This window comes from Pseudomonas sp. GW821-FHT03C07, assembly GCF_059420925.1.
In genome coordinates this window covers 70,760-97,737 of sequence record NZ_JBWKUQ010000004.1, presented here as the reverse complement: position 1 = coordinate 97,737, position 26,978 = coordinate 70,760, and the positions used below count along the sequence as shown (strand labels likewise).

Sequence of the window (26,978 nt, the reverse complement as noted above, 5' to 3'; positions counted from 1 at the left end):
GCGCTGTGACGCCGGTTCCATTCATTCCCCCTTACAAACAGCCCACGCCCTTCAGCGTCGCTTCCATTGCCTGGTCCAGCGGTGTATGCGGCTCCGTCCCCAATACGCTCAACAGATGGGCATTGTTCATGCGCACCGGCTTACGCCACAGGTAGCGCATCTCCAGCATCTCGCGAAAGGTGGTCACAAACGGTGAGACCAATACCACCAGCCACCAGGGAAAACGCCGCAGTTTCGCCTGGCCGCCCGTGCGTTCGACCACGCGGTTGATCGCGGCCGCCATCTGAGTGCCGTCGGCGTCCCAATGTCCAGCCATATGAAAGGTCGCGAAAGGCGCCAAGGTCTCCCGCTGCGCCAACAATTCGACCATGGTCCGCGCCACATCCGGCAGATAGGCCCACTGATGACCGACACCCGGATCACCCGGCAGATTGATCACTTTCACCGCCCGCCCCGGTTTGATCATCCCCATGGAAAGCCAGCTGCTGCCGGCCCGCGGCCCGAAAAAATCGCCCGACCGCAGCACAATCGTCCGAACACCGTCCTGCGCCGCGTCCTGCAAGTGCCGCTCAAGCTCGACGCGAATACGCCCCTTGCGCGTCACCGGACGCTGCGCCGCCTGTTCGTCCAACGCGGCAAAGGCATCCGGGCCGTAGTTGTAGACCGTACCCGGCAACACAACGGTAGCGCCGGCAATACGCGCCGCCGCAATCGTATTGTCGATCATCGGCAGCACCTGCTCGGCCCAATGCCGATAACCCGGTGGGTTGACCGCATGCACGATCACGCTACAACCCTGCGCCGCCCGCACCACGTCGGCACGGTTGAGGGCATCACCACGTAACCACTGGATGCCGTCGCGCTGTTCAGCCGCCGTCGCCAAGCCACGCTTGAGCGCCTGCACCTGCCAGCCGCCATCGCGCAGTTGCCGCGCCACTTCGCCACCGATGCCGCCGCCGGCGCCCAATACCAAAACCTTGTTGCTCAGTGCTGCCATGTCGATTCTCCAGGAAGGTAACGATGGGCAGAGTCTGGCCCTGCCCTTCCAGGAAATAAATTGCATAGCACAAGCTATCCGCCATACATTTATGCATGGACAAAACCATGAGTTGGGAACTGTACCGAACCTTGCTTGCCGTACTGACGGAGGGCTCGCTCTCGGGCGCCGCACGGGCGCTGGGAATTGCCCAGCCCACCGTGGGCCGGCATATCGCCGCGCTGGAAGCGTCGTTCAAGCAACCGCTGTTCACCCGTTCGCAAACCGGTTTGCTGCCCACCGAAACCGCCCTGGCGTTGCGCGGCTATGCCGAAGCCATGCAGCACACCGCCGCCGCGCTGGAACGCGCCGCCACCGGCCAGGGCCAGGCGGTGAACGGCACGGTGCGGATATCCGCCAGTGAAGTCATCGCTGTCGAGGTCCTGCCGCCCACGTTGGCGTTACTGCGCCAGGAGCATCCGCAACTCAAAATCGAGCTGCTGGCCACCGACAAGGTGCATGACCTGCTGCAACGGGAGGCCGACATTGCGGTGCGCATGACCGTACCGAAACAGGATCAACTGATCGCCCGACGTGTCGGCCAAGTGGAACTGGGGCTTTACGCACACACGGATTACTTGCAACGACACGGCACGCCCAGCGCAATGGCCGACTTGTCGCGCCATGCGCTGATCGGCTTCGATGCCACCACCCCCTTCATCCGCGCCGCCAGCAAACAGCTGCCCAACTGGAACCGTGATGCCTTCACGCTGCGCACCGACAGCACCCTGGCGCAACTGGCGATGATCCGCGCCGGCTGTGGCATCGGCATCTGCCAGCGGGCGCTGGCGATCCGCACGCCAGCACTGTTGCGGCTGCTGCCGGAGCCGTTCACGTTCCAGCTGGAAACCTGGGTGACCATGCACGAGGACCTGCGCACCAGCCCCCGTTGCAGGGCGACCTTCGATGCGCTGGTGGAGTGTTTGCTGGCTCACACTCGCCTTGCCCCCACACCCTAGTCCCGCGAATCTGTTTGGCGTCATGGCACAAAGAATGGATAGACTCCGCCGGCACCATGGGCAAAAGCACCCTGGTCTGCCAAAGGAGTAGGTAACGTCATGGAACTATCAAAACAACACAAGGTGCGGCTCAGGCGGATATCTGTCGGACTGCTGACGGCATGGCTGGCGGCCGGTATCAACTACAGCTTCGCCGAGGAGAAGGGAGTCAAGGGAATGCAGAGTATCCAGTTTCAAAAAGTCATTGACCTCAGCCACGTCATTACCCCGTCCATACCATTGTGGCCGCACGATCCTCCCGTCGCCTTCAATGTAGTGGCCTCACAGGAAAAAGACGGTTACTACTTGCGCAGTTTCAGCATGGGGGAACACAGCGCAACCCATATGAATGCCCCCAACAGCTTTCATCCCGACGGCATCGGGATTGATGCCTACAAGCCGGAGTCGCTGGTACGGCCGGCCGTGGTGATCGATGTCCGGGCGCAAGCAAAGGCCAATCCCGACTATGTGATCAGTCCTCAAGACATCAAGAACTGGGAACACGATCATGGTCGCATCGCCCAGGGTTCCGTGGTGCTCTTCCATACCGGGTGGCAAGCCCTGTGGAACGACTCCAAGCGCTTTTTCAATGAAGATGACAAAGGCGGCCTTCACTTCCCCGGAGTCGGCGCCGCCACGGCAAAACTGCTGGTCGAGGAGCGCCAGGTCGCGGGGGTAGGTATCGACACCCACGGGGCCGATCCAGGCCAGGACACGGTATTTGCCACCAACAGCCTGGTTTTGGCGAAAAGTGGAATCATCCTCGAGTGCCTGACCAATCTGGACCAGTTGCCCGCCAAAGGTACAACGCTGGTCATTGGTATCCTGAGGCTCAAAGACGGATCCGGCTCCCCCGCGTCCGTGCTGGCGTTTGTGCCCTGATCTGGTTTTGACGAGAGATTATTCGGCTACCGGGGCACGGGTATGGAACTGCTTCCGGTAGTCCGCCGAACGGCGTAGCACTTCGCAAAAGCCCAGGAAGCTCGCCGGCTTGGTCAAAATATCATTGGCCCCAGCGCCCCTGAAACGCTCTATTTCGTTCGAAAAGGCACTCGCGGTAAAAGCCACGATGTAACACCTGTCGCCCAGTGGCAGCCCACGTATGCTGCGAATGGCCTCCAGGCCGTCCATACCCGGCATGTTGATATCCATCAGGATGACATCTGGAGTCGATGTCATGCACAGCTCGAGCGCCTCGAGACCGTCTGACGCCAGATCGGGCGTATAACCCAACGTCTGCAGCATGGCCATGGCCACCTTCTGATTCAACGGATGGTTCTCAACCAGCAGGATATCCAGCGGGTAATGTCGGGCAAACGACGAATCGAAAACCACCACTGGACGATCGACTGCAAAGGCTATTTCCGAGTCAGAGAAAGGTTCGTTCGCCAGCGAAAAGGAAAACGTCGAGCCGACACCCAACTGACTACTGAAGGACAAGACCCCACCCTGGGCTTCGATCAGGTTCTTGCAGATGGACAGACCGAGCCCGCTCCCGGTAAAGCGCTGATTGGTCGATCCTTCAAACTGAGTAAAGGGCTTGAACAGACTGCCTTGCCGCTCCAGCGGAATGCCGATACCGGTATCACGGACCGAAAAGCAGAGTCGGGATTGAGCGCTATCGTCGCCAAAGGTTACGGTCAGCGACACCTCCCCTGTTTCAGTGAACTTGATCGCATTGCCCAGCAAGTTGATCAATACCTGACGCAGGCGATCAGCGTCGGTTTTAACCAGTAAGGGCACATTCGGCTGCACCGTGACGTCAAGCGTAATGGGTTTGTCCTGAATATTTTGCCGAACCATTTCAACGCTGGAAGCAATCAACGTACGCAACTCGAACACACGAGGCCTCAGGTCCAGTTTTCCTGACTCGATCTTGGCGAGATCAAGAATATCGTCAATCAGCGACAACAGGGTCTTGCCACTGCTATGAATAGTGGTCAGCAGGTCACTTTGCTCTGGATTCAAGGACGTCGCGGCCAGCAGATCGGTCGCGCCGATGACGCCGTACATGGGTGTCCGAATTTCATGGCTCATCGTGGCCAAAAATTGGCTTTTCATGCGATCCGCCTCTTCAGCGGCGCTTTTTGCCTGTTTCAACACCTGCTCGTTGACTTGCAGTTGCCGAAGATGAGTTCGCAGGCGTATGGCATCGATGACAATCAAAAGGCTGAAGGCGAGAAAGACCAGAATGGCAAGCACGATATGCTGCAGGGAATCTTGATTGAGTTGCCGGTAATAGTCCGCCAGCGTAATTTCTGCACCGGCCACATAAACGGTGCCATCCTGTGACGTCAAGGGAACAAAGACCGCACGGAAATCACCCCAGTGGTCCGTGTAGTCGATCCAGCTCGGCGTGCTCCGCTCGAAGCTATCAAGCAAGGCCTGGCTGGCATCCGGATAGGGGTCGAAAAAGCGTACGAAGGTGTTCTCCTGGACTTCCTTGGCCGAGGCACTGGAACTCACAAGGATGGCGTCCCCACCCCGCTTCACCACGGTATAAACGAACGCCGTCCCCATGGACTCGTTAAACCTGGAAAGTTTGCGAATCGTACTTAAGTCTTCTGCCTCGGACTTCGAATTCCTGTCGACCAAATGATCATGATATCGATCCCCCAGAATAGCCGAAGCGCCCAAGGCGGCATGCAGAAGTTTGTCATTGATACTCTGCGTCAGGATAGCTTGGGCCTGAGCGTGAAGATAATAAATATAACCACTGACCCCAACAATATAGAGAAATAATAAAATCCCTATATTACGTCTGACTTTGAACATGCGTCACGGCCTCCATTGCCATCAACATCAAGTCGCTGAAATCTCGCTCCATGCATTGCTTACTCAGAATAAGTCAAGCATGGGCGAAATACAACGTTTGAGGATTGACTGCCCCCAAGGGCAGCCCCAACGAAGTCATGCAAAGTGAAAGCACGGATTATCTGCACTATACCGCCACTTGTTCGAGCATTACTCAGGGCGACCCTCCATCAGGCCGTTTGATAAAGCTCGACCGTGACATGCACCCGCTCTTCGTGAATGGCCAATTGTGCCTTGAAGTCGTCAGGCGTGGCCGTTAATTGCGTCACCAGGCTTATTATTGTAGTACCCACCACCGAAGCTCTTGGCGACCATCATGATGGCGGTCAGGATCATGGCGCTCCGGGTGTTGGACTCCGCCAGGGGATTTCCATCGTTGATGGATTCTCGAATAGCAGTTCTGATGAGTAGCATTGAGTGAAGACATTGGGCTACAGTCCTGATGACACGCTCAAAATATACTATACCCCAGTATAGATAACACAGAATGAGACAATTTAATGCCGCATACCATCAAGGATAAAAAGCGCCTGCTGACCCGCGTCAGGCGTATCAAGGGCCAGGCCGAAGCGCTGGAAAACGCTTTGAATATGGAGGTCGAGTGCACCGCCGTGCTGCAACAGATCGCGGCGATCCGCGGGGCGATCAACGGTTTGATGGCCGAGGTGCTGGAAGGTCATATCCGCGAGCATCTGGGCGCGGACGATGTCACGCCAGCCCAGCGTCGCGAGGATGTGGATGACGTGGTGTCGGCGCTGCGCTCGTATTTGAAGTGACTTCGACGGCCCTGGTGAGGGCCGCCTGGAGCGCGCCGCGGGGAAAGGACCGGCACGCCCAGGGTGACGCGCGGGTGCTGGCTGGCTTACAGCAAAGGGCAAAGCCCGAAGAGCCTAGGCATTGCTTCGGCCATCAAACTCAAACCAGAAACTGGCCCCGCGACTTTCAAATCGACCATGCATGAGTGCGCTCAGCAGATCATCATTGAAATGCTTGTGATAGGCACTGCCAAACAGCAGTTTTGTCCGCGGGTTATCAATCATCAGCGCCAGCAGAAGGTACTGTTCCGTCCAGTAGATCTGATGATCGATCAGCCATGTCGTCGGAAGACCGAAGGGCAGAAAAACATCATGCACATGGACAAATATCTTCTTGGTGATTTTCGGCAGCAGACGCAGGTAAATATGCAGGCAATCGCTACCGGTTTTTACCGTGTGGGTGGAATCGATAAACAGGATATCGCCATCTTCCAGCGTGGCATTCAGCATTTCGACGGTCAGATCCTGAGCACGCAACGTTTGCAGCTCAAGCGCCCCTTCGTTGCCCAGGGCCGTGATGAACGGCCTTGGAAAGGGTTCAATGCAATGCAGTGTCCCCGTCCCGTTCTTGCGCAGGGCCTCCACGGCAATCAGCGATGAGAAGCCGCTGCCGATTTCAACAATGCTCTTGGGGCGGATACGCCTGATATAGGCGTAATACGCCACCGCATCACTGCAAGTAAACTGGCCGTTTTTCCAAAAGTAGGAAGTGCAGGTTTCCTTATCACCGACTTCCGTGGGCGTAAAATCGATCGCATACGGAATAAGCTCGCTGAGCTCCGCCCGCAGCCGTTCCGGGTCGAACAGGCCGCAATTCAAATAAGGCGGCTCTGACTCAGTGTATTCGTAGGAACTGGCTATCTCGGAAAGCGATGGCGTGCTGGCGTAAAAATTGGCAGGGGTGACATTAAGGCCATGCGCTTGCAGTCGCGCCCTGTCCTGTGGGTCCGCCCAAAGCAGCTTTTGCATCACCGGCAATGCCGCATTGAACTCTTTATCCGTGACACGTTCCATCTTCTAGAATTCCCGTTCCACACTATGTTGAGCAGAGCACTACTGGGTACGGGCAAAGCATAACGCATGAGCCGCGCCCTCTCCTACTCGGCGCGGCAAGGTAAATCCGCTCAAGCCAACCCGGTGCGGCGACTCGAGAAAAACTTTATTTAACCAGACGCTTTTCCTTGGACGGTCGGTAGCCGAAATACGAGCTGTAGCATTTGCTGAAATGGCTCGGCGATACAAAACCACAGGCCACCAGCACATCGACCTGGGACAACTCGGTGTGCTGCAGCAGCCGACGCGCCTCGGTGATACGCAATTCCATGTAATAGCGTTGCGGCGTGGTGCCCAGTTGCTCCTTGAACAAACGTTCGAGCTGTCGCCGGGAACGGCCGGCGTAGGCGGCCAGTTGCTCCAGTTCAAGCGGTTCTTCGAGGTTGGTATCCATCAACTTGACCACTTCCCGTAGTGGCGCGCTCACACAGACATTTTCAGCCGGTTTGATGCGCCGGTAGCGCGACTCCTCGAAAGCCAGGATGTCCTCGATACCCTCGACCAGGGCTTTATCGTGCAAACCCTTGATCCAGTCCAACGCCATATGGAAAGCCCCCGAGGGGCTGGACGCGGTGAGCCGGTCCCGATCGATGACATAGGCCTCACTGGTGACCTGCGTCGCCTTGGAGATTTCCGCCAGGGCCGGACGATGTTCGGGGTGAATCGCACAACGGTAGCCATCCAGCAAGCCCGCGCACCCCAGGAACCAGGCGCCATTCCACAAGCCGGCCAGACTGACACCCTGATCTGACGCGGCCCTCAGCAGGCTGCTGAGCTCATCATCGACCTTCAGTTCTGTCCGGTAGCCGCCGCAAATGACCAGCAGGTCCAGGTTCTGAATGGCGGAAATATCGATACGGGCATCGGGTCGAATGACCAGGCCCAGATCGCTGATGACCTCCCCGTCATCCAGGCCGAAGGTTCGCGAAGAGAACAACCCGGGCCGCAGCAGATTCGCCGTGACCAGCGTATCCAGTGCCTGGGTAAACGCCGGCAGGGAAAAATGCTCGAGCAGCAGAAAGCCTGTCCGGGTCATTTGTCCAGGCTGGCCGGGGCTTTCATTCAGATAGCGGAGGTTTTTCCCCTTCATCCCTCCACTGAATTGGCGTCGTTCGATCAAGGTTTGAATCACTCGATTGCGTTAACCAACAGTTGTTTGGTGGATTGATCAGGGGCAACACCTGGCCGCTACACGCTGGAAGCATCACCGACTTGTTGCTCCAGCGCCATGGCAAATTTGCCCAAGCCCACCGACCAATCCGAATAGTCATTCTCATGCATGAAGATGAAAATGTCTTGCGGGCGAACCTGTGCCTGAGCAGCGAGGTTGTGCGCAATTTTTTGGTAGAGCGCGCGCTTCATCGCGTCACTGCGACCTCTGCGCATCGTAATTTCAATCACGATCAGATGGTCTGAACGCGCAATGCCATTAAAACTACGGCTGTAAAAAAACTGTTGCGGATCATAATCCACAACCAGGTTGAACAGCTCATCCTGGGGCATACCAATGCTCTCTACCAGCGCTTGGTGTATGCCATCGACGATGTGTTGACGTTGCTGCTGGCTGGTGCCGCTGATGACCGATGTTCTAACGAAGGGCATGGGATATTTTCTCAATTGATTCAGGAGATACGCCTATCCTCCTGGCGACCCTTGAACGGCAGCCAGACGGGCAGGAACCGACTGATTCTGCAAAACCGGAACGGGCCTGGAAATCGATTTATGCGCTCTTTCAATTTGAGTTAAAGTCACTTTATGAAACGTCGCCTCCCACCACTGAATGCACTCCGCTCTTTCGAGGCTGCCGCCCGACTGGGAAAAATGACGTCCGCCGCCGAAGAGCTGTCTGTCACACCCGGAGCCGTGAGTCGCCAGGTACGCCAGTTAGAGCTGAGCCTTGGAGTGGAACTGTTCGAGGGTGCCAAAAACAAACCGCGGCTCACCGCCGCCGGGAAAGAGCTGCTGCCCGATTTGACCGCCGCGCTGGATCAGATCGAGGCCGCCGTCGGCAGAATCAGTGATACCGCGACGGGTATTCTGGACGTGTCCTGCTTCAGCACGTTTACGCTCAAATGGTTGATTCCCCGTCTTTTCGACTTCAATGCGAAGTACCCTGAGATCAAGATTCGCTTGAGCTCCTCAGCCCAGGCCAGCGATCCGGGCCGAGACCGCTATGACGTGATGATCAGTGCTGAGCAAGGGGTTGCTGACGGTCAGGAAAATACCCTGCTGCTGTTTCCTGAACGATTGGGCGTCGTGCTGTCACCCACGCTAGCCGCGCGTATTCAACTAACCGAGTTGAACGCCATTTTCCGGCACCCGCTACTGCACACAAAAACTCGCCCGGACGCCTGGACCAGTTGGAGTGATGCAATCGGCTATCCGGCGGTCGTGCCGGGCGGAGTGGAGTTCGAACACTATTATTTTACCCTGGAGGCGGCGATTTCCGGCCTGGGCATTTGCGTCGCCCCCTGGCACCTGGTGGCCGACGACATTCGTCTTGGCCGTTTACTCGCGCCATTCGGCTTTCACCAAAGCCGCTACACCTATATTGCCAAGCGCAGCCCGGAGCAGAGCAAGAAACTCGACCTGTTCTGCACATGGCTGCTGCGGCAGGCCGAACAGAGCCACTTGCCGAGCGTTTTCCAAGACCCACCACCAGAGTCGCCATGCCGCTCAGCACCGTGAGCGCAGCGCAAGCCGAGCACGCTCATGCAGCGCGCAGCCACGGCCTCCGAGCGCCTCAACGAAATCCATTGCCCCGTCGTTGATCCACTATACCGAGGCGATCACAGACGGCTGCGTGGCCGAGTCCTTGTGTCGCTGCAGCACGGTCCGTATAGCGTTGCCAAGGCGCTGGGCGCCGATGGCGATCTCATTCAGAGCGGGGGCCGCGTAGCACAACCTGAGATGGTTTGATGCGCCTCCATCGGGCAAGAATGCCCCACCACCACGTATTGATACGCCCTCGGCGGCAGCGGCGGCCTCAACCTCATGTGCCTGGATGGGCTTTGGCAGATACGCCCAAAGGTAGAGCCCGCCTTGCGGCGTGACACAGCGCAGCTCCGGACAATGAACGGCGAGTGCGCTAATCAGAGTGTCACGGCGCGCCTGAAGCGCCGCACGAAATGGCGGCAGGTGACGGGCGTAAGCGCCGCTTTGAAAGAAATCAGCCAGAACGGCCTGGGCCAAGGTCGGTGTCGAGAGGTCGAGGCTGGCCTTGGCCGATGACAGAAGTTCCAGGGCGGCCAGAGGGGCGACCAGCCAGCCAAGCCGCAAAGCCGCACTGACGGTCTTGGAAACGCTGCCCTGATGAATCACGATTCCGGCGGTGTCGAGGCTCTTCAGGGTCGGCAGTGTTTCGCCAAAGGCAATATCGCCGTAGACATGGCTCTCCACAATCGGTGTGCGCAAGCGGGTGCAGATGTCCAGGATACGGTGGCGGCGCTCCAAGCTCATCAACCGGCCCGTTGGGCATTGGAAGGAGGGGATCAGATAAACAAACTTGGGGCGCTGGCGAATCAGAACATCCTCCAGGGCCGCGGGGTCAATCCCCTCGCGATCCATGGCGACCCCCACCACTTCGGCGCCAACGGCTCGAAACGCCTGAAAGGCGCCGGGCCAAGAGGGACTTTCGCTGACCACTATGTCGCCTGGCGAGAGCAAGGCGCGGGCGATGACATTGAGGCCCTGCAGGGCACCACCGGTGACGAGAATCTCGTGGGCGGTGGCCTTCACTCCATTCGCGCGCAAGATGCCGATTAACGCCTCGCGCAGAGGCGCCAACCCGAGGATGGGTGCCGTCTTGGTCAAGACTTCCGGGGCTTGCACGACTCTGCTCGTGCAAACCGCGAGGGCGGCGCTCGGTATAAGGCTGGGGTGCAACCAGCCGTCGCCGAGCGAGATGAAGTCGGAGCCTGTGGCTACGCGGACTTCTCGACCCAAGCGGGCGAACCGTGAGGCGAGCTGCGGCCAGGCAATGGCATCGGCGGATGCTCGATCGGGATCGTCGGTAATCACCACAGTGCCGCGCCCGACATAGCCGCGCACCAAGCCCATGGCCATCAACTCCTGGTAGGCGCTTGTGACGGTGGTGCGGCTGACGCCCAGATACTCGGCGCAAAAACGCTCGGACGGCAGTCGAACCCCGACGGCGATGCGCCCCGCCCGGATCGCGTCCGAGAGGGCGACAGTCAACTGCATATAGATCGGCTGAGTGGCCGTCGGATCGGGCTGAAAACCAAAGTCAACCAGGGCTGTGGGTATCGCCATAAGGTGTTTTTAACCAGTCCAATTTTAAAATGGATATTAACAAACTCAATAATTGCACATAAATTTCAAGTCCTGAATTAAAAATGGCCTTTTCCAGGATCACCTCCATGCGCACTCCCCTATTCCAGATTGATGCCTTCACCGCTCGCCGATTTGCCGGTAATCCCGCTGCGGTAATGCCTATGGATCACTTCCCGGACGACGCAACGCTGCAGGCCATTGCCGCCGAAAACAACCTGGCCGAGACTGCCTTTCTGGTCGCCGACGGGCGTGACTATCGCCTGCGTTGGTTCACACCCACCACCGAAGTACCGCTTTGCGGCCACGCCACCCTGGCCAGCGCAGCGGTGGTCATGGAGCGCTTGGAACCCGGGCGCCGCAAGGTGGTCTTTCACTCGGCAAGCGGCCCCCTGACGGTGGAGCGAACAGACACGGGATACGTCATGGATTTTCCGGCCCGGCCCTCCGAGCCGGTGCCAGCGCCGCCCGGATTGGCCGAAGCGTTGGGCATTGTTCCTGTCGAGGTTTTCGCCGATGCCTTCAACTACCTGGCATTGCTGGAGAGTGCCCAGCTCGTGCGTGAGCTGGCCCCCGACATCGCAGCAATCGCCCGGATGAACCGAGGTGGAGTGATCGTAACCGCGCCTGGGGACAGCACTTACGACTTCGTCAGCCGCTATTTCGCCCCCGCCAAGGGCATCCCGGAAGATCCCGTAACCGGAGGCGCGCACTGCATGCTGACGCCTTATTGGGCCAAACGACTGGGCAAGACCGCGTTTCGCGCCTTCCAGGCCTCGCGGCGCGGTGGCGAGATCATTTGCCGCTTGGTCGGCGATCGCGTCCAACTGGAAGGTACGTGTGTCTTCTACCTGGAGGGCGAAGTGGAGATTTGAGAATCTCTCCACTCGGAGCACCACAACCATGACGCCCGCAACTTTGCACCGAGCCCATGCAATGGCTTCCAGCTGCTCATGGGCGCCAATTTAGAAAGATGACTTCCATGCTTAAGATTTTCGGAAAATCCTCGTCCATCAATGTGCGCAAGGTACTCTGGCTGTGTGCCGAAATGGAATTGAGCTATGAACACGAACAATGGGGCGCGGGCTTCAGGTCCACTGAAGCGCCGGAGTTTCTGGCACTGAATCCCAACGCCATGGTCCCTGTGATCCAGGATGGAACATCCACTTTGTGGGAGTCCAATACCATCTGCCGGTATCTTGCCAGCCAGCATGGCCGAAATGACCTTCTGCCGACAGCGCCCAAGGACCGAGCGCGCGTCGAGCAATGGATGGACTGGCAGGCCACGGAGCTGAACAACGCGTGGCGCTATGCCTTTATGGCCCTGGTCCGCCAGAGCCCCGCACATGCCGATCCGCAGGCTCTTACGGCAAGCATTGCCAACTGGAACCGGCACATGCAGATACTCGACACGCAGCTCGCAAAAACCGGCGCCTATGCGACGGGATCGAGCTTCACGCTTGCCGACGTGGTGCTGGGACTGTCCGCGAATCGGTGGTACATGACGCCGATGGAACGTACCGAGCTGCCTGCGGTACAGGCTTACTTTGAACGCCTGAGCCAACGCCCGGGATTCTTGCTGCATGGGCGCAATGGCATGCCGTGATATTTGTTCATCCGCATGCATGCGCCCAACACCCCGCCCTGATCCCACGGGAGAGCGGAAGACTTAAGCGTCGTCCGCCCGCAGCACCCGCAATACCCAGCACGTCATTCATTTAACGAGCGTCGTAGGCCTGCAGCACCGACTCCGCCGCCTGGAAGTCCGGGGTCATGCTGCGATCGGTGTCCATGAAGGCCACCTTCTTGCGCAGTGCCTCGTAGAGTCCCGCCGTTTTGGGAGCAAGGGTGAAGCTTTTGCCGCTGTTCTTTCTCAGGTCAATGGCCTGGGCATCGTGCACCAACACCACACTCAACAGTTCATAGCTGTTGTCGATCTGCTGTTGAAGGCGCTCTACCACCATCGGCGCGTTGGTCGCGATATCTTCGATATCCCCCGCCACCGGGAAGTAATCCAGTGACACCGGCATTGCCAGGATCTTGTTCTGCATGGCCAACTGCGCCGCCGGTTTTTCCATGGCGCCGAAGGCATGGACGGTCTTGTCAGTGCCCAGAAAACGGCTCAAGCCAGTGATACTCGGGTTGTTCAGCTTGATGATCTGCTGCACATTGGCCAATGAGTTATGGGCCAGTGCCAGGCTCAACTGCTCAAAGGCCAGCACCCAGGGCAGCGGTTCGAAGTTGGCACTGGGTAGCACCGCGCCTTTGACGCCATTGCTGTCGACATAACCGTAGGCTTCCTGGGCACGTTGGCTCGGCGCGTTGACGTCCAGGGCGATGCCGGGGTTGTCATCGGAGCTGTTGAGTTGAATCGTCAACTGCTCAGTGGCGAGCTGATAACTGCGCTGCAACTCGGCCAACAAATAGACCCCGGAACGGAAGCTGAGCGGATCCTGCAATGGGCGCTGGTCATCGTGTTCCCACAGGCTCGACCCTTGCAGCAAGCCGCGCAGTTGCGCGCCCATTTCCCGGACCTCGGGGTATGGCCTGAGCGCCAGGGTATTCTCCAGAAACGGCGAGACATTACCGTTGAGTCCCTGCAGGCTCAAGGTGAAGGTCAGGGTGTTGATCGGCAACAGATGCCCGAGTTCATTGAGCGCCAGTGCCGCGTCGGCAGCGGAGTAGGCGTTGGAACTCAGAATCGACAGGGCATCCTTGGCATACGGCACGATGGCCTTGGTACCACTGCGTTCCAGTGCCTGCCGGGCCGGGATTTTCTTGCCCAGATAGAACACCTCACCCTCGCCCAACATTGCCAGGCCGACGTGGCTGAGCACGGTGATATCGCCCTCGCCAACTGAACCATGGGCCGGGATATAGGGGGTAATCCCCTTGTTCAGAAATGCCACATACGCATCAATGATCGACGGTGCCACCCCGGCGCTGCCGGTCAGCAAGTTATTGAGTCGGGCCACCATCGCGGCCCGTACCACCCGCGGTGTCAGCGGCTCACCCGTGCCTCCGGAATGGGCATGCAACAGGCCGATGTTGAACTGGCGCGAGGCGTCGATAACGTCCTGGCTCAAGCGCCCGTGGATGTCGACCATCGAGCGATCCTTGTTCAGACCGACGCCAACGGTCAGGCCGTAGATTTTCTGGCCGTGTTGGGCGGCTTCGATCAACACCTGATGGCCCTGCTCGACCCGTTTCAACGCGGCCGGCGCCACGCTTACCGGTTCACCGTCAGCCACTTGGGCGATGATTCGGGGCGTGATGGAATAGCCATCCAGTACAGTGGCCAGGGTGAACGGGCTGAATCCCACACTGACAACAGAAACGAACACTAATGCAAGCCTGTTTAGCATGATGAACCTTTGATGTAATAAAAGGATGGGGGCTGATCTGAAAGCAGGTCAGTGACATGAGATTGCAAGCAGTGCCGCGGGTCGAGCGCAGGGGTTACTCGGGAGGGGCCGGCGTGGGGTTGCGGGCCATGGAGCACAAGGTCAGCAGGGCGACGACGCTGGCGATCATCACGTACCAAGCCGGTGTAAAACGGCTGTCGGTGTTATCTGACAGCCAGGTCAGGATGGCCGGTGCGAAGCCACCGAAGACCGTCACTGCCAAGTTGTAGGACACCGACATGCCACTGGCGCGAACCTCAGTGGGAAACAGGTCCGCCAGGGCCTTGGGCGCAACGCCGACGAAGAGTGAAATCAGAATGCAGAACAGCGTCTGCACCAGAATCAACATCGCCGTGGTGTGGACGCTGTCCAGCAATACCAGCAGCGGATAGCTGCCGGCCAGCAACAACCCCGCACCGCTCGCCAGAATGCGATAAGTCCCGACGCGATCGGACCAGGTGCCCGCGGTAACGCACGCCAGCACCATGGCGCCGTTGCCAATCAGCGCCGCCAGAAACGCTTGATGGCTTTCAAAGTGCATCACCCGCTGCACGTAGATCGGCATATAGATGATCAACGAGTAGACACTGATCGCCCACAACACCGACAAACCGGTGCCTTGAATCAACGCGCGCTGCTGGGTTTTGAACAGTTGCAACAACGGTGCGAGCGGCGTGCTCGGTTGCTGTTCGCGGCGTGCCTGCTCGGCGGCGAACACCGGGGTTTCGTGCAATGTGCGGCGCATCCACAGGCCAATCGGCGCGATGGACAAACCGATGATGAACGGAATGCGCCAGCCCCAATCGCCGACCTGCTCCGCGGTCAACGTGAGCGTCACCGCCGTTGCAACCAACGCCCCGAGCACATTGGAAATGCCCATGCTCGCTTGCAGCCAGGAGGCGTATTGGCCCTTCTTCTGCGGCGGTGCATGCTCGATCAGAAACGCCGCCGCGCCACCCACTTCACCGCCGGCGGAAAAACCTTGCAGCACCCTGCCACACAAGATCAACAACGGCGCACCGATACCGATGGCACTGTACGGCGGGGCGAAGGCGATGATCGCCGTGCCCGCCGCCATGCTCAGGATCGTCAGCATCAGCGCCGCCTTGCGCCCGACGCGATCGCCGTAGGCGCCGATCACCAGCGCGCCGATGGGGCGAATCACAAAGCCGATGCCAAAGGCCAGGAACGCTTCGAACAGCTGTGCTCCGGCGTCATGTTGCTGGAAAAAGTTCTGCGCGATGTACACCGCAAAAAAGGCGTACACCGAGAAGTCGTACCACTCCAGCGCGTTACCGATGGACGCAGCGGCAATCGCCTTGCGTCCGCTGTATTTTACCGGCGTCGCGACATCGCTTGCCGACGTGGCGTGACTCATCACCGGCGCTATCATGTTTTTATTATGCATGCTCGTCGCCTACCGATTAATGGGTTGCCAACTGGATGTAGGGCAAAGACTTTCGCGCGACTTCGTCCAGCGATTCCGGGTAACCGGCATCGGCATAACGCATCACACCGACACTGGTGTCATTGGTAATCACCAGTTGCAAACGCTGTGCCGCCGCCTCGCTGCCATCGGCGATCACCGTGACCCCCGAGCTGGTCATGTAACCGCTATAGCCGCCGCCGCCAGAATGAATCGCGACCAGGTCGGCCATGGAGGCGCAGTTCATCAGGGCGTTGAGCAACGGCCAGTCGGCGATGGCGTCGGAGCCGTCCTTCATGTTCTCGGTCATGATGTTGGGATGCGCCATGGCACCGGCGTCCAGGTGATCGCGGGTGAAGGCGATCGGGCCTTTCAAGCGGCCATCGGCGACCATCCGGTTGACCTCCAGAGCCAACTCGGTGCGCTCGCCGTGACCGAGCCAGGCGATACGCGCCGGCAAGCCTTCAAAGGGCACATATTGGCGGGCAAGATGAATCCAGTTACTGACGATCTTGTTGTCGGCAAAATGCTCCAGCAAGTAGTCGTCGATCAGCCGAATGTCGTCGCTGTCGTTGGATAAGGCGATCCAGCGGAATGGCCCGATGGCCCGGCAAAACAGTGGTCGCAGGTACGCCTCGGTGAAAATCGGAATCTCGAAGGCGCGGGCCACACCTCCCTGGTGGGCGTGGGTACGAATCAGGTTACCGTTGTCGAACACCACGGCCCCCTGATCCTTGAAACCGAGCATGGCTTCGACGTGCTGCACGATAGACAAACGACTGGCGGTCATCAGGCCATTGATATCGTTTTCACGCTGCTGTTTGACCTGCTCCAGGCTGTAACCGGCGGGAACATAGCCATACACCAGGTCGTGGGCGGCGGTCTGGTCGGTGACGATATCGGGGATAATTCCACGAGCCAGAATGGCCGGGTAGACCTCGGCCGCATTGCCCAGCAAGCCGACGGAAATCGCCAGGCGCTGTTGTTGTGCCTCGGAGATCATCGCCAGTGCAGTGTCCAGGTCCGCGGCCTGGTGTTGCAGGAAGCCGATCTTCAGGCGCTTGTCGAGGCTCTTCTGATTGACCTCAACCGTCAGGATCGCCGCGTTGCACAGGGTCCCGGCCAGAGGCTGGGCGCCCCCCATACCGCCCAACCCGGCGGTGAGGATAAAACGGCCGGTCAGATCACCGTCAAAGTGACGCTCGGCGATGCGCGAAAAAATTTCGTAGGTGCCCTGGATCACGCCCTGGGAGCCAATGTACTGCCAGGCCCCGGCGGTCAGTCCCCCCCAGCAGATCAAGTTGTCCTTTTCCCATTGGTAGAAGTTTTCCGCCTGGGCCCACTGGCCGACCATGTTGCAGTTGGCCATGATCACCAGCGGTGCATTGACGTGGGTTTGCAGCACACCGATGGGCTTGCCCGACTGCACCATCAGCGTCTGGTCTTCGCCCATGGTCATCAGCGCCTGGACGATGGCGGCGTGGGACGGCCAGTCACGGGCAGCCCTGCCGAGGGCGGCATAGACCACCAGCTCATCCGGGTTTTCGCCCACGGCCAGGACGTTTTCCAACAAGCGCAGCAGCGCTTCCTGGCGCCAGCCGCGACAGCGTAGCGTCGTGCCGCCGGTTACGGTGAAGGACTTTTTCATGCGCCCGCTCCCAGGTCCAGGTAGCTGAACAATTCGATGCCCAGGGTTTTCTCGACCGCGGGGTAAACGGCCGGGTCGATGACCGAGGAAGACAACGGAATCTGCCGGTGATGCAGGTGGAAGATCACCACTTCCATGCCCGGCTTGAGCTGTCCGGCACTGATGGGGTTACCCTGCATGTCGAGGGTGGTGATCACGTCCGGGTAGGTCGCCAGACGCTGGCCCTGATGGTCATCGACGGCCATGTGTTCATTCATCACATGCACCCGGCAACGACCCGGCCCCTCACCGATATCCACCACCCCGACATCAAAGGCTTCGTCGGTGTAGCGCAGCGTATTGGCCATGACTTGGCCGCTGCCAAGGATGTGACCGCCGGTATGGCTGCAAATGGCGTCGATCACCGCGCAGGAGCCCTTGGAACTGGCCGCAATGATGGTTTCGCCCAGTGACAAGGCCTGGCTGATCCCTCCAAGTGCGGCGTGCTGGCGTACATACGCAGCAGGTATCGGATTGCGGCAACTGGCAATGAAACCACCGGACATATCGGAAGCTTTACGCAGAATCGGTGAGACTTTGGCCGTAGCGCCCTTCACCACCAATTCGATGTAGGCGTTGTTCTCGCGGTTGCCACCAACGGCGGCCTGGATCATCGCTTGAGTGCTCGACGCCAACCCCAGAGAGCCCATGTCGCCAGTGGGATGGGCGCGCAAATCGCCGACGGCATCGATGACCTTGGTGCCAAGAATCGCTGCTGGCAGCCAACCATTGAGCGTGCTCGACATCCCGTTCTGACCCACAATCAGCCCGTAGATCGGCGCGCCCAACTCCTCCTGGACCAGTTGCACAGCCTTGACGTAATCGACGCCGAGCATCTGCCAGTCAGTCAGGCCGCCGGGGGCCCCGATGGCGGCGGCAGTGGCGATCCAAGCGTCGTCGGCGACCTCATCCAGGCTGACCAACTCAGGTCGGCCGATGGTGACGGCCAGACGGCCCAACTCCAGACCATGCTCAACCCAACCGCCGCCACCACAGGCGAAGACTGACCCGCCTTTTACTGCGGCCTCTACATCCTTCAGCGTCAACACACGCCCCATGTCCATCTCCCCTTGCGGTCTATCTGAATTATTCGTCGCGCAGATCGCCGAGGACCGTGGGTCCGGGGAACTGCGCTGCTTGAATTCGATACTAGGGGGCGTTGAACTCGGCTGTCGTATTACTTTTTATTGTCTGCGCATAACAGAATGTTAAGGACTTTTCCTATCCCTACAGCAGGCAGGCAAGGCATTTCAGGTCAGCGCGCCTTCAGCGATTCCAGGGTCACGATAAATCTCTGGGCCAGTCGCGACAGCGGCTCGTACATCCCGTGCACGATGCTGATCGGGGTGTTGGCCTTTGGCTCCACGGGCCGGAAAACCACGTTGGTCCAGACCGGCCCCAGTGCGGTGATTTCGTCCAGCAGAGCAATCCCCGCGCCCGCCTGTACCAGTGCGCAGGCGACGTGGATTTGCTGCACTTCCACCGCCGGGCGCAGCACGATGTTGCGGTCGGCCAGCAGTTTTCTCACCAGTCGCCCGATAGGGATATCGCTGCCATAACCGATAAAGGGTTGCTCGATCAGGTCTTCCAACTGGATCACCGCTTTGGCCGTCAATGGATGGCCGCTGGGTAGCGCCGCCACCAGGCGGTTTTCGTAGAGTTCGCGGGACTGCACATTGGGATGCCCTTCATGAAGAAAAGCGATGCCCAACTCCACCTGCTGGGTGATCACTGCCTGCAAGAGCACATCGGGAATCATGGTGTGCAGGATCACCCGCGCTTCTGGCAGCTCACGGTGAAACTTGGCGATCGCCGCCGGGATCAGGCTCAGCCCCAGGCTCGGGCTGCAGGCAATACGCAGGTGGCCCATGCGGTTCTGGATAAGGTCTTCGGCGACTTCATTGACCCGTTGCACACCCTGGTACACCGAGTTGACTTCAGCGAACAGAATGCGCGCCTCAGGGGTCGGGTACAGACGGCCCTTGATCCGTTCAAACAGGGTCAGACCCAGGCGTTGCTCCGTGTACGAGAGCAAACGCGAGACCGCCGGTTGCGAGACATGCAACAGCTTGGTGGCACCGCTGATGGAGCCCGTCAGCATGATTGCCCGGAACACTTCGATCTGCTTCAGATTCACGTTCGGCCTTCCTTCAAAAGACATAACACAGTGTTATGCACGAGCAATAAACAAGCATAAGACATGATGGAAAAACCCAACTTACACTGGCTCCAACATCGCGACAAGCGATCGAAGAGCGCCTGTCGTTGCCAGCTTTACCGGGGCACGAACGGGTAACTGAACAAGGGGTTTGAGCATCATGGGCGATTACGAAACGCTGGATCTGCTGGTCCTGGGCAACCTGGTCGACTCGGACCGGATCGTCGAAAACGGTTGGCTGGCCATACGCGGCGGCAAGCTGGTAACCCGCGGAACTGGTCTGCCACCCGCGGCTCGGGAGGTCATCGACGCCCGAGGGAAATGGGTGTTGCCGGGGGTCATCGACGGCCAGGTACACTCCGGCAGTCAGGCCCACCAGGAAGGGCTCGGTTGGGCGTCACGGGCCGCGGCGGCCGGCGGCATTACCGTGATGGTCGACATGCCCTACGACGACCCGGAACCCATCGCGTGTCGAGCCTTGCTCGAACGCAAAATTGCCGAAGTGGAACGCGACTGTCATATCGATGTAGCGCTGTTCGGTACCCTCAATACAACCCATGGATTTGAGGCAGCTGCCGGATTGATCGAGGGCGGTGTCTGTGCCCTCAAGTTCTCGACCTTCGAGGCCAGTCCGGGACGCTTTCCACGGGTAGAAGAAGACGATCTGAAGAGCGCTTTCGAGCTGATCGAACCGAGCGGGCTGGCCTGCGCGGTCCACAATCAGATGCAGGAACTGACCCGCAAGAATATTCAGGCGTTGCAGATCGCCAACGACACCGGGTGGGACGCCTTTCTGCGCGCGCATACCCCGTTGATCGAGGACCTCGCCACCGCTCAGATCTACGAGCTCGGAGCCCAGACCGGCGCCCGCGCGCACGCCGTGCATGTCTCTACGGCGCGTGGTTTTGAACTGCACCGCATGTATCAACAGTGCGGCCACCCGGTCAGCATCGAGACCTGCGTGCAGTACCTGATGCTCAACCACGAAGAACACACCCGTCGCTTCGGTGCCAGGACCAAACATTACCCGCCGATCCGCCCCAAGGCCGAGTCGGAAAAACTCTGGGCGCATATCGCCGAAGGCAACTGCACCTTTGTCTCATCCGACCATGTGAGCTGGGGACTGGAACGCAAGGCTGACGCCAACGTGTTCAAGAACGCATCCGGCGGCCCGGGGCTGGAGACGCTGTTGCCGGCCTTGTGGACCGGTTGCGAGCAACACGGCCTGTCGCCCATGACGGTCGCGCAACTGCTGTGCCGAAACCCGGCCCGGCACTTTTTGCTGGACGATCGCAAGGGTTCGTTCGAGCCCGGCAAGGATGCCGACTTCGTCATCCTCAACCCGCAAAAGTACCGCTATGACCCGAGTAGCAGCCTGTCCGCCGTCACCTGGAGCGCCTTCGAGGGCATGGAGTTCAACGTGCGCGTAGAGGCCACTTACTGCCGGGGCCTGGCCGTGTACGAGCAGCACAAGATTGTCAATCAAGCCGGCCAGGGACGCTTCCTGCGACCGCGTGCCAACACCACCGAGGGTAGGAAATGAACCTGAATGAGCTGATCAACTCCGAGCGTCTGTGGGCGCGGGTCAACCGCTTGGCCGAGTTCACCCGGGACGACATGCCGTGGACCCGTCGCGCCTTCAGCCCATTGTTCATCGAAGCGCGGCAATGGCTGAGCACACAAATGCAAGAGGCCGGCCTGAGCGTGAGCATCGACGCCGGCGGCAACCTGATCGGACGCCGCGAAGGCAAACAACCCCTGCCGACGCTGGTCACCGGTTCCCATTGCGACACCGTGGTCAGTGGCGGACGCTTCGACGGCATTATCGGCGTGCTGGCAGGCATTGAGATCGCCCAGCGCTTTCAGGAATCAGGCATTGAATTGGAGCATCCGCTGGAGGTCATCGACTTCCTCTCGGAAGAACCCAGCGACTACGGCATTTCCTGCGTCGGCAGTCGCGCGTTCTCCGGCGAACTGGACGCCGGTATGCTGGCAGCGAAAAACCAGTTGGGCGAAACACTGGCCGAAGGTATGCGCCGCATCGGCGCCCGGCCGGAACTGCTGGACCGGCCGCTGCGACGCGCGGGTGAAACGGCGGCGTTTGTCGAGTTGCACATTGAACAGGGACCGGTGCTGGAGCGGGCGCAGTTGCCCATTGGCGTGGTGACGCACATCGTCGGCATCCGCCGGGCGCTGATCACCGTGCTCGGCCAACCCGACCATGCCGGCACAACGCCCATGGACATTCGCCGGGATGCACTGGTGGGAGCGGCGCATGTGATCGATCGGGTGCAGCGTACGGCAGCCGGGCAAAGTGGTAATCCGCATTATGTGGTCGCTACCATCGGCCGCCTGGCGATGACACCGAACGTGCCCAACGCGGTGCCTGGCCGGGTTGAAGTGATGCTGGAAGTACGCAGCGACAGTCAGCAGGTACTGGATACCTTCCCCGAGGACATCATGAGCCAGTGCGCAGAGCGCTTGACCGAGCTGCGACTGGAAGCGACGTTGGAACACGTCAGCCGCGCCCGACCTACACACTGTTCGGAAACCGTGATGCGAGCCATTACCCAGGCCGCGGATGGCCTGGACCTGGCCAATCGGCGCCTGCCGAGCGGCGCCGGGCACGACGCGGTGTATGTCGCGCCGACCGGGCCGGTAGGGATGGTGTTTATTCCTTGCCTGAATGGCCGCAGCCATTGCCCGGAAGAATCCATTGACGAGGGGCAATTGGCCCGGGGCGCGGCGGTGCTGGCGCAGAGCTTGATCAATCTGGACAAGGAACTGGCCTGAGCTCAGGCGAACACGGCCAGGTGCGTCTGCCCGCAAGGACAGGCGCCCTCCTCAGTGCCCTGGGTCAAGCGCAGTCAGAGCACGTAGCTGGCGGCTTGTCCGAGCTGATTGTCCTGCGTTCCAGAGATCAGGTGCAGTGGAATGTGCTGTTGAGCATCACTGGATGGAATGTCGAAGCCACACACAATCTGCAGGTGTAGCTCACTCAGTCCGGTCGACTCTTCTTCTTTTGCCTTGGCCATTCTCGCGTGGTTCGCTGCGATTTCATTGAGAGTTGACACGGTACATCTCCCGGTGACTGACCAAGCGTATCGCTGGAGTCCTGAAGCGTTGATTTGATTGCCGCCGCGTCAGAATTACGTCGTTCCGGGGCCGCTACGACCGGCCTTTGCAAACCGCAAGCCAAGCATCCTCGTGTATTCCGCGCCAGGTTTTAATAGGCGACGAATGGTGTCGCGGCGCTCCCCATGAGCGGCGCAAGGTGCCTGTGTCACTCGCTCCTGATTCGGTATGGCGAGTTAGTGACGGGCCATTTTTTGACACTCGCAGCAAGCACTTAAAGCGCAAGAAATGCCTTCTAACGTGCAAAAGCGTCAAAAAACAGATGACCCAAAAATGACACACCTACATTTTGTCAACCCCCCGCAATTCAAATTTTATGACCGTTTATCGCTTTCTTTACAGCATCTGCAATGCCTCAACCACAGGCAGAGCCGCTGTCTGACGGCACTTGATGGCAGATCGCCTAACTCCCGACCATTTTTCAACATGAGGAACACGTCAGTTTGCTGACATGCTTTGTCCACACTGGGCTATACCGTGGAAAGAAGGATGTGGAGAGCCTGCGAAGCGCCTACTGCTGCAGATAAGCGCTTACAAGATTTTATGAGATTGGCTGTGCCACGGCTGGCGGCTCATATTCCGCATTGACCTCCAAGGGGGTGAATTCGATGAAGATGTATTTGAGCAACGTTGACAAAGACGCCTGGGTCGCGCGCCTTGCAGTCCGCTCTGTTGGCTTGGCGCCCTGCTCCTCGCCGGCTGAGAAGGCCAAGAAGGGTCTGGCGCTGAGGGTTCAGGGCGACTGGCTCAAGGCGCTGGCACTAGGAGAGCTGTCAATGTGGTGCGCATCATCGAAGCTGCGGTGCACCGCGGATGGATCATTCAACGCTGATAAGTTAATTAATAATTATATTTTCATTGCCTTTTATTGCTCGACAGATAAGCGTTTTGGACGCTCAATTCAATGAGGTCTAATGATGATATTCGAACCCAGCAGTAGCCGCTCCATACTCCAGCGAAGAAGCAGCACCAGTAACGCTATTCAGGCCGGTCTCGATTTTGTTGCTGTGATCGGTATCGCATGGTATTTGATCGATTATCATATCGGCGTTATAACGCAGGCGTATGTCATCATGCTCCTGTTGCTGCTTGGGGCGTTGGCCGTCGTGTACGACCATTATGCTATTTACCGAAGCAATGTGGGATTTACCGTCAAAGCATTTAAGCTTTTAAAGGCGTGGCTTGCCGCTTTTGGTTTTCTCGTTGTCATGGCCTTTCTGACCAAACAAAGTGAACAGTACTCGCGCTTATTGGTTGCGCAGTTATTTATTGTTGGATATTTCGCCCAGTTGCTTTTGCACCTGGCGACACTCGAAGTGCAGAAGAAACTCTTGACCCACCCGAATCAATTGGAAGCTGCTCTTATTATTGGCTCGGGGGAGCTGGCTAACTTCCTTCACCAGAAAATAAGCAATAATCCCTGGCTGGGTGAACGGGTGGTCGGTTGTGTGTTGATTGAGGCGGGCGATGATCGGAGGAAGGAGGGCTCAGAAAGCACGCAACGTTTGTCGATACTGGGTAATATCTCCGACCTTGATAAGTTAATCGTGCGACACTCCATTCATACCGTATATTTCGTTACACCTCTGGATGGCTCGGAGATCATTAAGGATGTTTACTTAAAGCTGCTTGATAAGCACATTGCTATTAATTGGGTGCCTGACATTTTCTCACTGCGCTTGATCAATCACAGCGTTCGTGAAATTGCCGGTATTCCCGTGCTGACTTTGTCTGAAACTCCGCTGATGGGGATGCGTCTGTTTCTGAAGAATGTTGAGGACAAAGTCTTGGCTTTTCTCATCTTGCTTCTGGCGACTCCGTTGCTGGTGGCTATCGCGATTGCCATCAAGGTCGATAGCCCTGGACCGGTGTTCTTTCGACAGGAGCGCATGGGCTGGAGTGGAGTTTTTCGTATCTGGAAGTTCAGAAGCATGATCATCCATCAGCTGGAAGACGGCATCGTCAAGCAGGCAGAAAAGAATGATCCGCGCATGACCAGGGTTGGAGCCTTTATTCGGCGAACCAGCCTGGATGAGCTACCACAGTTGTTCAACGTTTTGATGGGGGAAATGTCCCTGGTGGGGCCTCGCCCGCATGCTATTCAGCATGATGCGCAGTACTCGCCTGGCATCGCAGATTATTTTGCACGTCACAATATCAAGCCAGGCATCACAGGCCTGGCTCAGGTGCGTGGCTTTCGCGGTGAAACAAGAGATATAGAGCAGATGATTCAGCGTGTTGAGTCTGACATTGAGTACATCAACAACTGGTCGCTCTGGCTCGATTTCGTCATTCTTCTGCGAACGCTGTTTGCCTTCACCGGCAAGCGAGCCTATTAGCCAGTCTTGTAAGCAACCCATAAACCACACATGGCAAAAAAACCGATGCGGGCATTTAGTACGAGATCGTTGGGGAACAGCTCCACGGCAGCAAGGCTTCGAAGTCTTCTACCGAAGTAGCTTGTGGCAGGCATTCAAGTACGTGGCGCCGCCACGTATAAAGCTCTTGGCCGTTGGCTGTCGAATACCGCCACCTTGATATACAGTTCGACCAAGGCTGCGAGGCCGTCAATGGATTTCTGGAAGGCTACGGGCTTGGGGGTAGAGACAGACTTTTTCGACTTTAGCGTCGAGACGCATCATGACGGGCTGGCGCCAGAGAGAGAGGGGAGCACAGCATCGGGGATCAATTGCCGGTTTTGAATGTGGGGCTCATGGCGCGGTTACGATCGAGAGGAGCTTCAGTGGGCCAAGAACTGAAGCAGTTGGCTATTTTTGCAGCGGCTCCCTTGCAAAACGTCTACCTCGCATCTTTAATACTTCTAGAGGCGAGGATATTACTGAGTATTTCCCCGCTGAATGAGCCTTCCACATCAAAATTGGAAGTATTGCTTGAATTTACCAATTGATATTTTTCTGGCTTAACCAAAAGGCAAGTTAAAAAGAGTGCCGGAAATGAAAGCGTATTTAGCGGTACCGATCCGAAAACTCATATCTCCCTCAATACGATTTGAGCTAAGAAAAACTGCGGCCTGGCTGCGAGACATACTTGGGCGAGCCTGTTTCTGGCGCTGGGAAATTGTCAGATTCAAGCTGCGGAAAGACAGTCCTTACGACATCCTCTATGTGGGAAGGAGAGCACAGCGGGAGATGGCCAAGGTTCTCATGGGGGTGGAGTCTCCTGTGGCCGACAGCACATCGGAATCGGATAAATCGAACCGTACGGTTCTGGTCAGTGAAATGCCAACCTTGGGCGCGTTGTATGTGCCTCACTTTCTGAGTGCTATCGTGCCGCTGGGTCGCTCCATTGACGATATCACGGCGGGCTACGATAGTAAGTTACGTCGAAATATACGCAAGAACCAGTCGCGCTACCGAATGAAGCAGGCGCTGACGGATGACGAAATTGAAAGAGCCGACAGGGAAATGCTTCAACCCTATGCCATCGCAAGGCATGGCACTGCCGCCTCGCAAATTGCCACACATGAAGTTTTAAGGATAGCAAAGACTGTTGGCCGGCTTGATCTAATACTGTTGGAAGACGACATTGTTGCATGCCAACTTGCGTGCGTAATTACTCGGTCCGGAAAACGCTACTGGAGCATGATACGTGCTGGCTATCCCGAGGCGGTTTTTTCAGATACCAAAAGGCTGAATGAAGTCAACTCGATCACTACATTTATGGAGCTTGAGTGGGCAATAAACAATGGCTTTGACTATTATGACATCGGTACTTGCCTGGCCCGCCCAGACGACGGACTTCTCGAATGGAAAAGAAGACGTGGCGGTGATGTTGATACGCTGGGTAACCACGCTTATATGTTTGTCCGACTACCCAAGGTGGGTGCCGCGCAACTACTTTGGAATACACCGTTATTTGCTGTCGAGGGAAAAAAACTGACACTTCATCTTGGCTTGCCGAACGGGCAAACCGATGAGGAAGTGGCGACTCGCTATATTAACATGGGGTTTGGCGGGCTATACAAAATTTATCTCTACTGTGCCAAGAACCCAAGCGAACTTCTTCTCGACAGGTTACGTAGTCGTTATGCTCATTTGAAGTCCCCGCCCATTGTGGAGAGGATTATATCTACCTGAGCAGCTTTCTGATGTTAAAAAATGCAGTTTAGGCGCTTGCGCCGTTAACTGTTTTTTTGTAGAGG

At 58.0% G+C, this 26,978-nt stretch carries 24 protein-coding genes and 1 pseudogene; 11 read left to right on the top strand and 14 right to left on the bottom strand.

The annotated features are described in order from the left end of the window. Positions 1-31 precede the first annotated feature (31 nt). Positions 32-997: an NAD-dependent epimerase/dehydratase family protein gene (locus AC07VG_RS09660; RefSeq protein WP_495003607.1), complete on the bottom strand. Its 966-nt coding sequence runs from the start codon at positions 995-997 to the stop codon at positions 32-34. A gap of 95 nt (positions 998-1,092) precedes the next feature. On the opposite strand from AC07VG_RS09660, the gene AC07VG_RS09655 reads away from it, so the two are divergent. Both AC07VG_RS09655 and AC07VG_RS09650 read left to right on the top strand, forming a co-directional pair. Continuing rightward, positions 1,093-1,995: a LysR family transcriptional regulator gene (locus tag AC07VG_RS09655; protein ID WP_495003608.1), complete on the top strand. Its 903-nt coding sequence runs from the start codon at positions 1,093-1,095 to the stop codon at positions 1,993-1,995. A 99-nt stretch (positions 1,996-2,094) separates the two neighbouring features. Further along, positions 2,095-2,916 (top strand): cyclase family protein, encoded by an 822-nt coding sequence (locus AC07VG_RS09650; protein ID WP_495003609.1) that lies wholly within the window; start codon positions 2,095-2,097, stop codon positions 2,914-2,916. Positions 2,917-2,934: 18 nt separating this feature from the next. Here AC07VG_RS09650 and AC07VG_RS09645 read toward each other — a convergent pair whose 3' ends face one another. Next, positions 2,935-4,809, bottom strand: a complete 1,875-nt coding sequence (locus tag AC07VG_RS09645; protein WP_495003610.1) for an ATP-binding protein — start codon at positions 4,807-4,809, stop codon at positions 2,935-2,937. Between the two features lie 539 nt (positions 4,810-5,348). On the opposite strand from AC07VG_RS09645, the gene AC07VG_RS09640 reads away from it, so the two are divergent. Beyond that, entirely contained in the window at positions 5,349-5,624 is a 276-nt protein-coding gene (locus AC07VG_RS09640; RefSeq protein WP_495003611.1) for a metal/formaldehyde-sensitive transcriptional repressor, read from the top strand. A gap of 114 nt (positions 5,625-5,738) precedes the next feature. On the opposite strand, the gene AC07VG_RS09635 is transcribed toward AC07VG_RS09640, so the two are convergent. The 3 genes from AC07VG_RS09635 to AC07VG_RS09625 all read right to left on the bottom strand — a co-directional run bounded on the left by AC07VG_RS09635 (position 5,739) and on the right by AC07VG_RS09625 (position 8,318). Beyond that, complete coding sequence (locus tag AC07VG_RS09635; RefSeq protein WP_495003612.1) at positions 5,739-6,677, bottom strand: class I SAM-dependent methyltransferase; 939 nt, start codon at positions 6,675-6,677, stop codon at positions 5,739-5,741. Positions 6,678-6,822: 145 nt separating this feature from the next. Then, positions 6,823-7,836: a GlxA family transcriptional regulator gene (locus tag AC07VG_RS09630; RefSeq protein WP_495003613.1), complete on the bottom strand. Its 1,014-nt coding sequence runs from the start codon at positions 7,834-7,836 to the stop codon at positions 6,823-6,825. A 68-nt stretch (positions 7,837-7,904) separates the two neighbouring features. Next, positions 7,905-8,318 (bottom strand): tautomerase family protein, encoded by a 414-nt coding sequence (locus AC07VG_RS09625; RefSeq protein WP_495003614.1) that lies wholly within the window; start codon positions 8,316-8,318, stop codon positions 7,905-7,907. A gap of 153 nt (positions 8,319-8,471) precedes the next feature. On the opposite strand from AC07VG_RS09625, the gene AC07VG_RS09620 reads away from it, so the two are divergent. Continuing rightward, complete coding sequence (locus tag AC07VG_RS09620) at positions 8,472-9,404, top strand: LysR substrate-binding domain-containing protein (protein WP_495020930.1); 933 nt, start codon at positions 8,472-8,474, stop codon at positions 9,402-9,404. Between the two features lie 87 nt (positions 9,405-9,491). On the opposite strand, the gene AC07VG_RS09615 is transcribed toward AC07VG_RS09620, so the two are convergent. Then, positions 9,492-10,988 carry an aminotransferase-like domain-containing protein gene (locus AC07VG_RS09615; RefSeq protein ID WP_495020929.1) on the bottom strand — a complete coding sequence of 499 codons (1,497 nt, stop codon included), beginning with the start codon at positions 10,986-10,988 and terminating at the stop codon, positions 9,492-9,494. Next, the gene (locus AC07VG_RS09610) at positions 10,963-11,097 is read right to left on the bottom strand and encodes a hypothetical protein (RefSeq protein ID WP_495020928.1); all 135 of its coding nucleotides are present in this window, start codon (positions 11,095-11,097) and stop codon (positions 10,963-10,965) included. Before AC07VG_RS09610 ends, AC07VG_RS09615 begins: the two co-directional genes overlap by 26 nt. Here AC07VG_RS09610 and AC07VG_RS09605 point away from each other — a divergent pair. Beyond that, a complete protein-coding gene (locus tag AC07VG_RS09605; protein ID WP_495020927.1) occupies positions 11,096-11,881 on the top strand; it encodes a PhzF family phenazine biosynthesis protein in 786 nt (261 codons plus the stop codon). The two genes, AC07VG_RS09610 and AC07VG_RS09605, sit on opposite strands and share 2 nt — an antisense overlap. 107 nt (positions 11,882-11,988) lie before the next feature. Then, positions 11,989-12,612, top strand: coding sequence for a glutathione S-transferase family protein (locus AC07VG_RS09600; RefSeq protein ID WP_495020926.1), 624 nt, complete (start codon positions 11,989-11,991; stop codon positions 12,610-12,612). A gap of 112 nt (positions 12,613-12,724) precedes the next feature. Here the strand turns inward: AC07VG_RS09600 and AC07VG_RS09595 are convergent, their stop codons facing one another. From AC07VG_RS09595 to AC07VG_RS09575, 5 genes are all read right to left on the bottom strand, one after another. Further along, complete coding sequence (locus AC07VG_RS09595) at positions 12,725-14,350, bottom strand: HAL/PAL/TAL family ammonia-lyase (protein WP_495020925.1); 1,626 nt, start codon at positions 14,348-14,350, stop codon at positions 12,725-12,727. A 115-nt stretch (positions 14,351-14,465) separates the two neighbouring features. Further along, positions 14,466-15,818 (bottom strand): MFS transporter, encoded by a 1,353-nt coding sequence (locus AC07VG_RS09590; protein WP_495020924.1) that lies wholly within the window; start codon positions 15,816-15,818, stop codon positions 14,466-14,468. A 16-nt stretch (positions 15,819-15,834) separates the two neighbouring features. Continuing rightward, positions 15,835-17,484 (bottom strand): thiourocanate hydratase, encoded by a 1,650-nt coding sequence (ertB, locus tag AC07VG_RS09585; protein WP_495020923.1) that lies wholly within the window; start codon positions 17,482-17,484, stop codon positions 15,835-15,837. Further along, entirely contained in the window at positions 17,481-18,581 is a 1,101-nt protein-coding gene (gene ertC, locus AC07VG_RS09580) for a thiohydantoin desulfurase (protein ID WP_495020922.1), read from the bottom strand. The genes ertB and ertC overlap by 4 nt, the downstream gene beginning before the upstream one ends. Before the next feature lie 197 nt (positions 18,582-18,778). Then, complete coding sequence (locus AC07VG_RS09575; RefSeq protein WP_495003623.1) at positions 18,779-19,660, bottom strand: LysR family transcriptional regulator; 882 nt, start codon at positions 19,658-19,660, stop codon at positions 18,779-18,781. 181 nt (positions 19,661-19,841) lie between these two features. Between AC07VG_RS09575 and ertD the strand changes: the two genes are divergently transcribed. Next, entirely contained in the window at positions 19,842-21,224 is a 1,383-nt protein-coding gene (gene ertD, locus AC07VG_RS09570) for a hydantoin-5-propionate amidohydrolase (RefSeq protein ID WP_495020921.1), read from the top strand. Further along, complete coding sequence (ertE, locus tag AC07VG_RS09565) at positions 21,221-22,474, top strand: N-carbamyl-l-glutamate amidohydrolase ErtE (protein ID WP_495003625.1); 1,254 nt, start codon at positions 21,221-21,223, stop codon at positions 22,472-22,474. The genes ertD and ertE overlap by 4 nt, the downstream gene beginning before the upstream one ends. Positions 22,475-22,548: 74 nt before the next feature. Here the strand turns inward: ertE and AC07VG_RS09560 are convergent, their stop codons facing one another. Continuing rightward, entirely contained in the window at positions 22,549-22,755 is a 207-nt protein-coding gene (locus tag AC07VG_RS09560; RefSeq protein ID WP_495003626.1) for a hypothetical protein, read from the bottom strand. A gap of 669 nt (positions 22,756-23,424) precedes the next feature. Between AC07VG_RS09560 and AC07VG_RS09555 the strand changes: the two genes are divergently transcribed. Continuing rightward, positions 23,425-23,724 (top strand): hypothetical protein, encoded by a 300-nt coding sequence (locus AC07VG_RS09555; RefSeq protein ID WP_495020920.1) that lies wholly within the window; start codon positions 23,425-23,427, stop codon positions 23,722-23,724. A 9-nt stretch (positions 23,725-23,733) separates the two neighbouring features. Beyond that, the gene (locus tag AC07VG_RS09550) at positions 23,734-25,155 is read left to right on the top strand and encodes an undecaprenyl-phosphate glucose phosphotransferase (protein WP_495003680.1); all 1,422 of its coding nucleotides are present in this window, start codon (positions 23,734-23,736) and stop codon (positions 25,153-25,155) included. A 55-nt stretch (positions 25,156-25,210) separates the two neighbouring features. On the opposite strand, the pseudogene AC07VG_RS09545 reads toward AC07VG_RS09550, so the two are convergent. After that, positions 25,211-25,330, bottom strand: a pseudogene (locus AC07VG_RS09545) (transposase domain-containing protein); the annotation flags it as partial. A 440-nt stretch (positions 25,331-25,770) separates the two neighbouring features. Here AC07VG_RS09545 and AC07VG_RS09540 point away from each other — a divergent pair. Further along, positions 25,771-26,913: a GNAT family N-acetyltransferase gene (locus AC07VG_RS09540; RefSeq protein WP_495020919.1), complete on the top strand. Its 1,143-nt coding sequence runs from the start codon at positions 25,771-25,773 to the stop codon at positions 26,911-26,913. Positions 26,914-26,978 lie beyond the last annotated feature (65 nt).

Excerpts from the sequence above, each read along its gene's own strand:
- AC07VG_RS09615 (WP_495020929.1), bottom strand. The coding sequence starts at position 10,988 with ATGGCGATACCCACAGCCCTGGTTGACTTTGGTTTTCAGCCCGATCCG.
- AC07VG_RS09660 (WP_495003607.1), bottom strand. The coding sequence starts at position 997 with ATGGCAGCACTGAGCAACAAGGTTTTGGTATTGGGCGCCGGCGGCGGC.
- AC07VG_RS09540 (WP_495020919.1), top strand. The coding sequence starts at position 25,771 with ATGAAAGCGTATTTAGCGGTACCGATCCGAAAACTCATATCTCCCTCA.
- AC07VG_RS09655 (WP_495003608.1), top strand. The coding sequence starts at position 1,093 with ATGGACAAAACCATGAGTTGGGAACTGTACCGAACCTTGCTTGCCGTA.
- AC07VG_RS09555 (WP_495020920.1), top strand. The coding sequence starts at position 23,425 with ATGAAGATGTATTTGAGCAACGTTGACAAAGACGCCTGGGTCGCGCGC.
- AC07VG_RS09620 (WP_495020930.1), top strand. The coding sequence starts at position 8,472 with ATGAAACGTCGCCTCCCACCACTGAATGCACTCCGCTCTTTCGAGGCT.
- AC07VG_RS09550 (WP_495003680.1), top strand. The coding sequence starts at position 23,734 with ATGATATTCGAACCCAGCAGTAGCCGCTCCATACTCCAGCGAAGAAGC.
- AC07VG_RS09605 (WP_495020927.1), top strand. The coding sequence starts at position 11,096 with ATGCGCACTCCCCTATTCCAGATTGATGCCTTCACCGCTCGCCGATTT.
- AC07VG_RS09635 (WP_495003612.1), bottom strand. The coding sequence starts at position 6,677 with ATGGAACGTGTCACGGATAAAGAGTTCAATGCGGCATTGCCGGTGATG.
- AC07VG_RS09610 (WP_495020928.1), bottom strand. The coding sequence starts at position 11,097 with ATGGAGGTGATCCTGGAAAAGGCCATTTTTAATTCAGGACTTGAAATT.
- AC07VG_RS09625 (WP_495003614.1), bottom strand. The coding sequence starts at position 8,318 with ATGCCCTTCGTTAGAACATCGGTCATCAGCGGCACCAGCCAGCAGCAA.
- ertE (WP_495003625.1), top strand. The coding sequence starts at position 21,221 with ATGAACCTGAATGAGCTGATCAACTCCGAGCGTCTGTGGGCGCGGGTC.
- AC07VG_RS09650 (WP_495003609.1), top strand. The coding sequence starts at position 2,095 with ATGGAACTATCAAAACAACACAAGGTGCGGCTCAGGCGGATATCTGTC.
- AC07VG_RS09640 (WP_495003611.1), top strand. The coding sequence starts at position 5,349 with ATGCCGCATACCATCAAGGATAAAAAGCGCCTGCTGACCCGCGTCAGG.
- AC07VG_RS09590 (WP_495020924.1), bottom strand. The coding sequence starts at position 15,818 with ATGCATAATAAAAACATGATAGCGCCGGTGATGAGTCACGCCACGTCG.
- AC07VG_RS09645 (WP_495003610.1), bottom strand. The coding sequence starts at position 4,809 with ATGTTCAAAGTCAGACGTAATATAGGGATTTTATTATTTCTCTATATT.
- ertC (WP_495020922.1), bottom strand. The coding sequence starts at position 18,581 with ATGGGGCGTGTGTTGACGCTGAAGGATGTAGAGGCCGCAGTAAAAGGC.
- ertD (WP_495020921.1), top strand. The coding sequence starts at position 19,842 with ATGGGCGATTACGAAACGCTGGATCTGCTGGTCCTGGGCAACCTGGTC.
- ertB (WP_495020923.1), bottom strand. The coding sequence starts at position 17,484 with ATGAAAAAGTCCTTCACCGTAACCGGCGGCACGACGCTACGCTGTCGC.
- AC07VG_RS09600 (WP_495020926.1), top strand. The coding sequence starts at position 11,989 with ATGCTTAAGATTTTCGGAAAATCCTCGTCCATCAATGTGCGCAAGGTA.